Origin of the sequence: Runella sp. SP2, from assembly GCF_003711225.1 — a bacterium.
GTDB lineage: Bacteria > Bacteroidota > Bacteroidia > Cytophagales > Spirosomataceae > Runella.
Map to the genome: position 1 here is coordinate 6061707 of NZ_CP031030.1, position 13896 is coordinate 6075602.

Annotated in this window: 1 protein-coding gene; it reads right to left on the reverse strand. The window is 48.7% G+C overall.

The annotated features are described in order from the left end of the window. Positions 1-24 precede the first annotated feature (24 nt). Positions 25-13881 carry a hypothetical protein gene (locus DTQ70_RS24445; protein WP_122933223.1) on the reverse strand — a complete coding sequence of 4619 codons (13857 nt, stop codon included), beginning with the start codon at positions 13879-13881 and terminating at the stop codon, positions 25-27. Positions 13882-13896 lie beyond the last annotated feature (15 nt).

Here is a 13896-nt window from a genome sequence, read left to right on the forward strand (position 1 = left end):
AAGTTAGGCAAAAACCTCAAAAGGTTATTTCCCTTTTTTCTTCATTTTCATTTGAAGAGGCAAACAATTTTGTTTGTCGCAACTACAATCATTGTGCGTAGTTTGGATGGTGACGTCGTAGAAAAGCCCGCAACGATTAAAAATTCTAACGGTATAGTATTGGTTAACATTGGATAGCCCGCCTATAATTCCGTCAGTAGGAAGCGGTTGCGCTGTTTCGTATGTCGCTCCTCCTCGGTAGGATGTTCCTAGCGAATAATCGAACCGCTCGCCGTCTTTTAGGTTTTCAATTATAATCTGCCCATCGCTCAGAACCGTATCGCCAATGCAAGTAGCGGGGCGTGTAGTCAAGGTAAAAGTAGGCTGCCCGATTTTCACCCCCACGGCTTTGGTACGAGCGCTACTCACGCAACCTGCTACCACGAGCGAGCGCCCTTCGGCATAAAATTCGCCAAAGAAGTTAGGCTGGTAGGTAAGCGAATTGGCTTTAAGTAAGTTGCCATCTTTGTCGTACCAATCGACGGTTATGTCTGTCCCGACGGCGCCCACTAAAATGGGGAAAGGTTCGCCTTCGCAAATCGTAAAGCTGGATGGCACTACCGAAACGGTTGCAGGATTACAGTTACAATCTACGCTTGTGATAGTGACGGTCGTATCGGTGAAGCAATTAGGTTCTCCAAAAATACGGATGGTGTAGCTCTGGGACGAAACTGGATTAGGAATATCACGAACCAAAATACTATCCCTTGGAATATCAAGAGCGGTGTCAAAGGTTCTACTACCTGTGTAAGAGGTTCCTACGGAGAAATCATATTTGGTCGCATTTTTGAGACGAGCCAAAGAAATCTTACCATTGTTCTGAGCCGCCGAATTGTTACAAGTCGAGCGGCTGGTTGCCACCTGAAACGATGGCAGTTCGTTGATAAAGGCATACGACGGTGCGCGGGAAGTTGACTTACAGTTGGTGAGCGTATCGCGGGCTTCGGCGTAGTAAATGCCAGCTTGGGTAGGTTTGAACAGAATCGAACCTCTCAATAGGAGATTTCCACCCGTTGGGGCATCATACCAATCGACAGTCACGCCCGAATCGACAAACCCTGTGACGGTTCTGAGGGTATCACCTTCGCAGACGGCTTGGCTTTCAGGGACAACGAAAACGGGTTTAGGACATTCACAAATGCGTGGTTCAAAAGCGACAGTGGAGTCGGTATAGCAACCCGTACTATCAAAGAGTCTTACGGTATAAAACTCAGTAGAAGCTGGATTTGGCAAATTGCTGAGGAACACACCGTTGGCAGGGATGTCGGTGGCGTTGTCGTAGGTTTTGTTACCTGTATATGTTTTGGCTTTAGAAAAATCGTAACGTTTCGCACGTTTTACATCGACGATGGTGATTTTGGCGTCGGGTCTTACGGTAGTTCCGTCGCAGCTACCTCGGGTGACGACGAGGTCGAACGATGGCAATTCATTGATAAAGGCATACGACGGTGCGCGCGAGGTTGACTTACAGTTGGTGAGCGTATCGCGGGCTTCGGCGTAGTAAATACCAGCTTGGGTAGGTTTGAACAGAATCGAACCTCTCAATAGGAGATTTCCACCCGTTGGGGCATCATACCAATCGACAGTCACGCCCGAATCGACAAACCCTGTGACGGTTCTGAGGGTATCACCTTCGCAGACGGCTTGGCTTTCAGGGACAACGAAAACGGGTTTAGGACATTCACAAATGCGTGGTTCAAAAGCGACAGTGGAGTCGGTATAGCAACCCGTACTATCAAAGAGTCTTACGGTATAAAACTCGGTGGTGGCAGGGTTGGCTAAATTGCTGAGGAACACACCGTCGGCAGGGATGTCGGTAGCGTTGTCGTAGGTTTTGTTACCTGTGTATGTTTTAGCTTTAGAAAAATCGTAACGTTTCGCACGTTTTACATCGACGATGGTGATTTTGGCGTCGGGTCTTACGGTAGTTCCGTCACAGCTACCTCTGGTGACGACGAGGTCGAACGACGGCAATTCATTGATAAAGGCATACGATGGTGCGCGCGAGGTTGACTTACAGTTGGTGAGCGTATCGCGAGCTTCGGCGTAGTAAATACCAGCTTGGGTAGGTTTGAACAGAATCGAACCTCTCAATAGGAGATTTCCACCCGTTGGCGCATCGTACCAATCGACAGTCACGCCCGAATCGACAAACCCTGTGACGGTTCTGAGGGTGTCACCTTCGCAGACGGCTTGGCTTTCAGGGACCACGAACACGGGTTTAGGACATTCACAAATGCGTGGTTCAAAAGCGACGGTCGAGTCGGTGTAGCAACCCGTGCTATCAAAGAGTCTTACGGTATAAAACTCGGTGGTGGCAGGGTTGGCTAAATTGCTGAGGAACACGCCGTCGGCAGGGATGTCGGTAGCGTTGTCGTAGGTTTTGTTACCTGTGTATGTTTTGGCTTTAGAAAAATCGTAACGTTTCGCGCGTTTCACATCGACGATGGTGATTTTGGCGTCGGGTCTTACGGTAGTTCCGTCGCAGCTACCTCGGGTAACGACGAGGTCGAACGACGGTGGATTACAACCACAATCGGTGCGAGAAATGGTTACAGTTTTGTCTGTAAAGCAATTCGGTTCACCAAAAATACGAATTGTAAAGGTTTGGGAAGTGGCAGGATTGGCAATATTCTGAACAAGAACACTGTCGGTGGGGATGTCGAAGGCATCATCGTACGTACGTTTTCCAACGTAAACAGATCCTACTGAAAAATCGAAACGACTGCCATTTTTGAGATTTTTGAGTACAATTTTGGCATCATTTTGGGCAACAAAGTCTTTACAAGACGCTTTCTGAGCATCAAGGTCAAAAGATGGTAATTCATTCACAAAAGCATACGACGGGGAGCGCACCAAACCTTTGCAGTTGGTGAGTGTATCGCGGGCTTCCGCATAATAAATACCCGACTGCGTAGGCTTGAAGAAAATCGAACCACGCAAGAGAAGGTTTCCGCCCGTTGGCGCATCGTACCAATCGACGGTCACGCCCGAATCTACAAAGCCTTGTACCGTCCGTAGCGTGTCACCTTCACAAACAGCTTGACTTTCGGGAACGACAAATGGTGGTTTGGGGCACTCACAAATGCGCGGCTCAAAAGCCACAGTAAAGTCGGTGTAGCAGCCTGTGCTATCGAAAACGCGGAAGCTGTAAAATTCGGTAGTGGGCGGATTAGCTAGGTTTTTTAACGCAATTCCGTCGGCAGGAATGTCCGTGGCGTTATCGTAAGTTTTATTTCCAGCATAAACTGTCCCTTTGGTATAATCGTAGCGTTTGCCATTTTTTACGTCAACGATGGTGATTTTGGCATCAGGGCGTACATCGGTACCATCGCAGGTACCTCTGGTAACGACAATGTCAAACGACGGCATTGGATTGATAAAAGCATACGAAGCAACTCGCCCCAAACTTTTGCAACCCGACAAAGTATCACGTGCTTCGGCGTAATAGATTCCTGCTTTGGTAGGTTTAAAGAAAATAGACCCTTTTTTTAGCAAATTACCTTGCTCGTCGTACCAATCAACCGTAATTCCTGGCTCTACAAAACCACGAATGGTGCGTAATGTGTCATTTTCACAAACGCTTTGGCTTTCAGGAACAACAAACGGAGGCGTAGGGCAGATACAATCACGGCGAGCTAACGTAGCTACTCGGTCAGTGTAACATCCCGTCGCGTCAAAAACCCGAACTGTGTAAGTGCGCGGCGTCATTGGGTTAGACAATGTATCTGCCAAAACCCCATCCGTAGGTATTGTCCGAGCAGTAGCAAAAGTTTGAGTTCCAGTGTAGGTACTTCCGACCGAAAAATCATAACGGAGTCCGTTGGTAATCTCCTTGATGACCAATTGTCCGTCTTTTCGAGCATCTAAGCCGTCGCATGAAGTTGAAATTGTCTGGGCCGTAAAAGAAGGTGTTGGGTGAATAATCACTTCGGCCGAGGCCCTTGAGTTGCTTAAACAGCCAGATAGTTCGGCGCGAGCTTCGGCATAGACTTTCCCCGCCATAGAAGGCTTAAAGGTAAGCGTTCCAGAAGCAATTAAATTTCCTCCAGTAGGTGCATCGTACCAGTCGGCTGTGACGCCCGCACTCACAAGTGCGTGAATGGTTTGAAGCGTATCTCCACCACAAATCGTTTGGCTAATAGGTGTCACGGCAATGGCGACGGTGGGACAAGGGCAAACGGGTGACGAAACGGTAAACGTGGTATCGCAGCCATTTTTACTAAAAACGAGCGAAGTGTTAGTGCCTACGGAAAGCTCGCTGACGGTAAAACGCCCGTCGCTTACTTGTAATAACGTTCCTGAAGGAGTGGCAACAGTTCCGTTTGTTTTTCCGTAAATGGTATAAACTTTCAATGATGGTGCACAAACAACCGAATCGACCGTAAAAGCAGGTTTAGGTTTAATCGTTACGGCTACGGTATCACTGGCTACGCAGCCATCCAACGTAACCGTTACTGTATATTTTCCACTTTGTTGGGGCTGCATTCCGTTGATGGTCACTTGCGGTGACGTTCCAATCGCTGCACCATTAGGGTCTTGCCAAGAATAAGAGGCATTGTTGACGGCGGTTGTGGTCAACTGCAATTGTTGACCTTCACAGACGGGGCTATTTGAGAGAGCATTGACCGATGGGCGGGCTTTAACGGTGACTCGAATCGAGTCTGTAACGCTACAACTGCCGAGGGTTGTTGTCATCAAATACACCCCGCTCATGTCGAGACTAGCATTGGCACGAACCACTGCCGAGTCAATCGCTAAAAATTGTTTTGATCCCGACCAAGCAAAGGTTGTTCCTTGCGGTGCGCCTTGAACAAACAGTCGAAGGCTATCGCCTTCGCAAATGGGAGAGTTGAAACTGAGGGTGAAAACGGGACGTTTTTTTACCAAAACATCTACTGTATCGTAGTTGACACAGCCGTTGAGACTCACTTTGAGTAGGTACTTTCCAGCGTCAGCGAGTTGGGCAAGGGGTTGGGAAAAAGTGGCTTGGGTACTGATGACATTTCCGCCCAATTTCCGCCATTCGTAAGTAGCGCCGATTCCTGCATTTTGAGCCGTAAGACGAAGGGTATCGTTTTCGCAAATAGGGCTGTTGCTGATGGCATTGGCCACTGGTAGCGGGAAAACAGTGTAGGTCAAGGTGTCGGTTTTAACGCAACCGTTAACTTTCACCGTGACTTGGTACAAACCACTCAAATTAGGGCGGGCAGGAGTGATGATGGGGTTTTGTTGAAAACTTACATACTCGTTGGGGCCAGACCACTCAAAGGTTGCGCCGATTGGTGGGGCGTTGGTAAACAACTTGATGGTATCGCCGTGGCAAATGGGGCTATTGCTGCTGATGGCAAAGGTTGGCAATGGTTTGACAAGCACATCAATGGTGTCTTTGTTTTCACAACCATTCTGACTCACCGTAAGTACGTATTTGCCCGAATCGTTTGTTTGGGCATTGGGGATGTTGAATAAACGTTGGTTGCCAACAACGGTGCCAGTGGCTAATTTTTGCCATGCGTAGGTAGCACCCGAACCTGCATTTGCGGCGGATAAAAATAGCGTATCTCCTGCACAAATGGGAGCGTTAGAAAGAGCTTGGGTTAATGGCAAAGGCGTGACCGTAACCTGGGCAGTATCTTGCTGAACGCAGCCGTCCAAAGTTACTTTTACTCGATACGTTCCCGTTTGGCTTAGAGATGCGTGTGTTACGGAGTACAAAGAATCAATTGAAACCACTTGGTTGGTAGGGCTAAGCCATTCGTATGTGGCGCCAAGAACCGCAGGGGTTTTCAATAGAAATGGGCTACTTTCACAGACAACGATGCCTGTGGTATTGACTATTGGCAAAGGCTTAACAAGGACGGTGGTGCTATCCTGAACCGTACAACCATTGGCCGTAACTGTCACGATGTAGTTGCCTGACATGCTAGGTTGGGCATTGGTACGCAATGGGCTGCGGGTAGAAGCACTGAAACCGTTTGCCCCACTCCAGAGGTAAGTAGCATTAGCGTTTGCAGCCGTTGTTAGTTGTAAATCAGTGCCCTCACAAACGGCGCTGTTGGAACTAGCCGCTACTACAGGCAAGGCTTTGATGGTTAGTTTGATGGCCGTGCGGGTGTTGCTAACACAAGTACGAACGGTAATGTCAGTACGGCGGGTTTCGGCATAAAAAGTATGCGTACCCACGGCTACTTGGGTAGGTGTGTACTGAAGTGTGCCCGTGGCTACTTTGTTTCCGCCCGTTGGTGCATCGTACCAATCGACGGTTTCGTTGGCATTGACGGTGGCTTCGAGCGAAGGGTTCGTTTGTTCAAAACATACTTCTTTGTCTCCAACATTGACAGGAGCAGCCAAGTCGGGGCAAAGGCAATCAGGTTTTTTGAGAATTACCTGTGTTTTGCAACCATCTACATTGGTTACAGTAATGGTAATGTTTGGCGTTCCGAACGGACTAGCGCCAATGATTTCGTAACGACCGTTGGTAAAATTAACGGTGGTGCCTTCGGATGAGGAGACAGTTACGCCCGAAAGTTCAGTGGTTAACCATACCACGAAGTTAGATAAATCTGTACTGCAAACTGTGGAGTCAATCACCAGTTTTGGCAGTGCTACAATCGTGAGTGATACGGGCGTACGGGTACTGCTCACGCAATCATGAATGAGGTTGCGGGTTTGGGCGTAATAAATACCTGCACTTGTTGGGGTAAAGGTTTCACTTCCCTGAACGATGGGCGTTCCACCCGTAGATGTTTCGTACCAATCGACGGTTTCATTGGCACCAACGTTGGCCGAAAGTGTCGGTATGGTTTCGTTTTGGCAAATTTTCTTATTTCCTCCGCTGCTTGGAGCATTGACGACGGGGCAAGAACAATCGGGCGCTGTGATATTTTGAGACACCGAACAACCTTTGTCAGAAGTCACACTTACCAAAAGTGGGTTGACCGACGGAAGTACGTTTGAAATGGTATAGGCGTTTGTACCCGTAGGTGTAATGATTCCTGCCGACGAAGCTAAAATTCCACCTTCAACTGTGACATCGACTCGGTATGACTTCAAATTAGGAGCACAAGAGGTGCCGACAATCGTGAGTTTTGGTTTAGGGTAAATAACAACCACCGCAGTGTCCTCGTTGGTACACGCACCTAACGTTACTTTGAGGCGATACACCCCTGCATCGGCGACTCCAACGTTGGTTAAAGCAAACGAAGAACTGCTACTTACCACCGTGCCTGCGGCATCTGTCCATTCGTACTGAGCTAGGCTTCCTGCATTGGCAGCAGTAAGCGTGATTGTTCCACCTTCACAAACAGGCAACGACGCCGACGCCACCGCAATCGGAGTTGGGTTGACGGTCACGCTGATACGGGAAGTATCACGGCAACCATTCAAACTAGCAATGACTTCATAGATGCCCGTTGCACTTGTGGTGACGTTTTCGATTTTGGGATGTTGGTCGGGAGAAGTAAAGCTATTTGGCCCCGCCCACTCATACTTGGTGGCGGCTGGACTTGTCACCGACGTAAACTGTAGCGTTTGTCCCGAACAAAGCGGTGTATTGGCTTGTACAGTTACGTTGGGCAATGGCTTTACGATTACTTCTACCGTATCGTCACTTACACAATTATTTTTTGTGACGGTTAAAAAATACTTCCCAGCATCGGTAAGGGCTGCTTTGGCAATGCTAAATGAGGCAGAAGTACTCAGAACCGTTCCTGCTGAATTTTTCCACTGGTATTGAGCGCCCGTTCCTGCATTTTGGGCGGTAAAGTTAAGCGGGCTGTCTTCGCAAACAGGGCTGTTAGTGATGGCATTGGCAACGGGGTTTTCGTAAATTGTCACGTCCACCGTGGTGGTGCTACTACAACCGTTACGGGTGACGGTCAAAAGGTACGTGCCGCTGTGTTGAGGTTGAGCAAGGGTAATGATTGGGTTTTGCTCGTTGGGACGACTAAAGCCATTCGGCCCCGACCAAGCATAAGTAGTTCCTGCTCCCGCATCTGCCGCAGAAAGCATAAGGGTTTGACCAGCGCATTTTGGACTATTAGAAGTGGCTTGGGCAATGGGGCGGTCTTTGATGACTGCTTCAGTAGTAGTGGTCTGGACACAACCATTTACATCAGTGACTTTGACCGTATAAATACCCGATTGCGCAAGCGTTGCGGGGTCGAAAGAAAAACTCGCCGCCGTTGAAACAACGCTATTGGCCGCATTTGTCCATTGATACGCCGTACCGCCCGAAGCATTAAACGTAATTTTTTCACCAATACACACAGGCCCGCTGTTGGCGGCTGTTGGTTGGGGTTTGGGATAAACCGTAATAAGTTGGTTTTTGACCGTTTGACAACCTTTATCGCTCGTGACTGTTACGGAATAACTGGTCGAGGTAGCAGGAGAAACGGTGATAGATGAAGTAGAAGCGCCCGTATTCCAGAGGTACGTTCCACCTCCTGAGGCGGTTAGGGTTGTCGAAGCTCCTTCGCAAAGAATAGCGTCATTGTTGGCAATGCCTGAATTGTCAGTGGTAGTGATGGCAACAACAGGGTTAGGGTTGACTGCCAATACCGTGGTATTGTTGGAGGTAATGGGAAGGTAACAAGCTCCACTTACGGCACGTTGAACGCTGTCGATGCGTAGCGTAGATCCGCTCTGTCCCAATGTCAAAGCTGCTGTTTGAAATGAAGCATTGCCTTGGGCATCGGTGGTGACGGAAGCGGTTAGGTTATTGGTGGTACCAATCGAATATTTTAAATTAAAGGTAGTATTAGGACGTAATCCAGAGAAGGCAACGGTGCTTTTTTGCCCTTCACAAACTTCGTTGGCCGACATACAGCCAAAGACCAACGGCGTTTGATCATTGCCTACCAAAATCTCTACTTTGTTGCTTTCTGCTGAAGTTGGTTGGGTGCCTGTGAGCACAACAGTTCCTGAAAGTTTGAAACCCATCCCAAAGTCCACGTTTCTGATGGTCCAACTGCTAAGACCTGCGCCACTAAAGTTGCCAACGGCATTCCCGTTTAGCACTACGTTGGTAAAAGCTACACTTCCCGTAGGTTCATTTTGACTACCTACCACCAGCTGCATGACGTTCATGGCACAGCTATTTTGTCCCGAACGATACGTATTTATCGCCGCTGCTACGTTGGGATACGTAAGCGTAAATGTACCTGCACTGTTGACAATGCTTGCTTTGAGTACATCGGTGGCGGGGTCATACTCAAAGGTAACGTCGTTGTTGCCCGAACGCCAGCTGGCATCCGTTTGGGCTCGGCGGGGAGGCGAAACGCCCAAGTCTGGGATTCCTACGTATAACTCTTTTTCGGAGGGCAAACCAAATGAACGGTAACGTACGCCTACCAAAGAAGTAAAGTTGGCAGGCGCTCCTGCCGACACGGTGGCCGTTGGTAGCGCCGCATTGATGCCTAAACTATAGGTAACAACGGGCGATTGGCAACCGTTGGCGTCGGTGACTCGGTAAGAAATCGTGGCTACACCAGTGCCAGTTGGGCTAATGTTGGCCGTACCGTTGTTATTATTGGTTAGGGTTAATAAACTAGCCCCCGACGTAACCTGCCACGTGTGTGTATAAGGAGTGGTGCCCCCGTTTGGATTACCATTGAGGGTAATTGAGTTGTTGATACACAGGTTACTCGGCCCAGTAATACTAGCTATCGGCGACGGATTTACCGTTAAGGAAACAGATGCCGTATCAGAACAACCTTCGGTGGTGGTAGCAATAACGGTGTAAGTTCCTGTATTTGAGGTGGTGGCGCTGGAAATAGTTGGATTTTGGTTCGTACTGGTAAAACCATTTGCCCCCGTCCATGCGTAGGTAGCGTTGGCGATGGTTGGTGTGGTTGTGAAACTAACGGATTGGCCTGCACAAACGGGATTGGGTGCTACCGAAGCCGAAATCTCAGGTTTGGTTTTGATGGAAATAGCCACATTGCCATTCATCGTGGCAGTACAAACGGGAGAGGTTGTTGAACTCGTCTCCACGGTATAGGTTCCTGTAAGTGTTTGTAGGCCAAAATTGAGAGCAGCACCCGTACCCGCAACCGCTGAACCTACATTTTGCCCGTTACGTTTTAGTTGGTATAAAAAGCCTGTTTCTGAACCATTCAGACCTACAGATAAGCCTGAGCTTCCCGCACAGTAAGCTCCTCCACCAGTGACATTATAAAGTTGAGGTTGAGGGAAAACCGTAACCGTCGTGTTTTTTTGTTCAATACAGCCTTCGTGGCTATCGGTTACTTTGATGGTGTACGTCGTTGTAGTTGCAGGGTTTACCGTGCGCGTGGTTGCGGTACTGCCGTTTTCCCACTCGTAGGTAAGTGTACTTGCGCCACCCGTGGCACTGGCCGTAAGTGTGACAGGTTGGCCTGCACAAATAGGCGTTGGAGTGGCTGATAGATTGACCGTAATAGGAGGAGCAATGCGTAAATCGGCGGCGCGTTTGAGGGTACATCCTCGGCTGTCGGTGATGACTACCTCTACCAATAAATAATCGTTGGTGGTAAAAGAACGAGGATTACCCGTTTGGCCGTCTTGCCACGTATATGTATAACCTGTGCCGCTACCTCCTGATGCTACAACATTGTATAACATGTTTTCTCCAACGCAGACGGTATCATCGAGCGCTTGTAGTTCGCCAGAAATGGGTGGCAATTCGTTGACCGTAATACTGCCATTCATCATCACCGAACAAGCTGGGTTGGTGGTTGTGCTTGCTCTTACTTGGTACGTTCCTCCAAAATAATTGCCCATTGACAAGGCTGAACCCGTTCCCATTTTCCCTTGGCCTATGTTGACGGTATTGCGAACAAGCTCGTACAACACACCCGTTTGTGAGCCGCTTAGGGTCAATGGGATTCCGTTCACTCCCGCACAAATGGTCAAATCACTGGGAGCGGTTAAGGTAAAAAGTTGAGGTTTAGGAATGACTGTTATTGTGACGGTATCGCGGTCTGTGCAGCCGTTGGCATCGTTCAAGCTGACAATGTAGCTTGTGGTAGTCGTAGGGCTAACCGTTTTCGAGGCTCCAGTTCCCAAACCATTGTCCCAACTATACGTATAAGGTGTTGTTCCGCCTAAAGTGGTGGCATTCAAGGTGACAGCTGTTCCTTCGCAAATAGTTTGGTCAGCACCAGCATTTACATCAGGTGTGGGATTCACTTTGACCAAAGTAGTGGTGGTATTTTGGCAATTATTGGCATTATATACCCGAAGTGTGTAAGTGCCTGCCTGTGCCAATTGAACGTTTGACAGGGTAAACTGCTGGGTATTAGCCACAATAGCTCCACTGGCGTTTTTCCACTCGTAGTTTACGCCTGCTCCTGCGTTTGCCGCCGACAAAATAACGCTACCGCCTACACAAGCAGGGGAGGTATTGGAAGCTGATGCGGTAAGCTGTGCTGCTTGCCCTACCACAACGTCGGGGGTAGTGGTCGTACAGCCGTTGGTATCAGTGACCCGTACGCGGTAAGTACCTGCGGTGAGGCCAGAGAACTGATTACTGGTTTGGGTCGCGCCAAAAGACGTACAGTTGCTGCCGCTACAGAGTGCATAAATCAAACCGGCCGTTCCGTCACTGGCGGTTACGCTAATTTTTCCATCATTTCCCCCAAAACAGGTTGTAATGGTAGGTGTAGCCGTGGCCGAAATGGCAGTAGGTTGGGTAATGGTATAACTTGCTGAAACCTTACAGTTGTCGTTATCAGTTACTGTCACGGTATAGGTTCCTGCGGTAAGATTAGTAACGTCTTCCGTGGTCGCAATGATTGTTCCTCCACTGTTTTTCCATTCATAACTTTTAATGGAGGTAACACTCGTGGCGGTTATATCCACTTTCCCATTAGCGCCTGCGTTGCACGAGACGTGGGTGAGGTTGGCAGTAATGCTTATCTGGATGGGCTGGGTAATGGTAGCGGTGGCGGTGGTCGTACAGCCTTTACCATCGGTGACGGTGACGGTGTAATTTCCAGCGGGGCGCCCTACAATGCTACTGCCTCCCGTGCTGCCATCTGACCAAGTATAAGAATAAGGCGATGTTCCACCGTTGACATCGACGGTGATGGCACCGTCGGTTCCGTCAAAACAACTCACGTTTTTGACCGTCACGGATGCGGTCATGGGATTGGGTTGATTGACGTTGATATTTTTGGTGGTCGTACATCCGTTCCCGTCTTTTACCGTGACGTTATAGGTGCCAGCTGCAACGGCATTGAAAACGTTTTGGCTTTGAAAAGCACCATTGTTGAGTTGGTACTGTAATGGAGATGCTCCCGTGGCAGTGACGGTGATGGTTCCGTTGGCTTGACCAAAACAAATGGCATCCGTTTTGGTGAGACTGGTAATGTTCGGAAGGGCATTTACCGTTATTTTGATGTCGTCGGTGGCTGTACAGCCTTTGGTATCGGTGACTGTGACAGTATAGATAGCCGTTGAACTCGGCGAAACGGTTTGGCTGGCGCTATTACTAGCACCATTGCTCCAACTGTAACTGTAATTGGGCGTTCCTCCGCTGGCTGCGGCTGTGATTGTAGCCGAGCCGCCCGCGCAAACGGCTTGGTCAACCCCCAAATTGACAGAAGGTTTGGGGTTGATAACAACCGAAAATGTTTGTGCTTGACTTGTACAGCCATTTGCTGATCCCGTAACGGTAAACGTACCCGTAATGGGGGAATTAGAGGCATTGGTAGCTGTAAATACGGGAATTTGACCCGTACCACTGCCAGAGCTTAGCCCGATGGCGGTGTTGTTGAGTTGCCAGCTGAAGGTAGAGGCTGGGGTCGAAGTAAAATCTGTTAAATCAACAGAAGTGCCAGCACAGTATTGAAGTGGTGTTCCCGAAGCCGTAGGTAATGTTACTTTAGGGATAGCATACACCGTAAGCGCAACTGGGTTGGAGGCGATGCGGCAATACCCAATGCTAATGTTACCTTGTTCTGAGGCAAGTAGTCGATATTTTGTTCCAGCAGGAGCTGAAGAAACGGAGGTATTGAGCGAAGTAGCCCCCGTAATATTCGTCCAAGTGCTTCCATTGTCGCTGCTTTGTTGCCACTGAAATTGTGGGTTGTTGTAGCCTGGTGAAATAGAGCCACTTAGGCTTACATTACCGCCTTCGCAGATACTAGGCACATTGGCCGATACAGAAATAGTGGGGCCGCAAGGACGAAACGTAATGTCATCAAGAAGTAGGTCGTTTCCACATCCACCTGGGGCATTATTAATGATTTTTAAAACAACCTGTGTTTGACTGGCAGGGGTCGTAAAAACAAACCCGTATTGTTTCCAGCTGAGTGAAGACGATTCTGGGATATTTCCGGTGCTGTAAGAGCCTAGAAGTGTACCTGAAAGTGATTCGATGCGGAAGGTAAGGTTGGGGTCTATTCCGCCACCACTACAGGCGGTTGGTCTAAGTAAGTTGGCAATCCAGCCCGCAAATTCGTAAGTAGTGTTTCCGCAAAGTCCGCTGATGGTTTGGCGATAAAACTCACCGATAGTGTAAGAAGCATTGTAAATAGCCATTCGACCGTTTACGTCACCAGGGGTGTGGTCTTCGGCCGCATCAAACCAAGAATTGCTGAAACAAGAAAAAGTACTATTTGTGACGGTGTAGTTGCCGTCATTAGGGCATGAATTTGTTTGCTGGGTATAAGTAGTACTAGCTCCTGTGGCAGAAGTTGGCAAGGTGGTGTAGCCCGTTCCTGTGCCAAAGGTGATGTTTACCACTGGGTCACCAAGACTTCCTGTGCAAGTTTGGGCACAACTGTAGCGTATCGAGCCCAATAACAAGGCCGAAAGAACAGAAAATACCGTTACTAACGTTTTGATTCTATGAAACATTCACACGAGTTGACT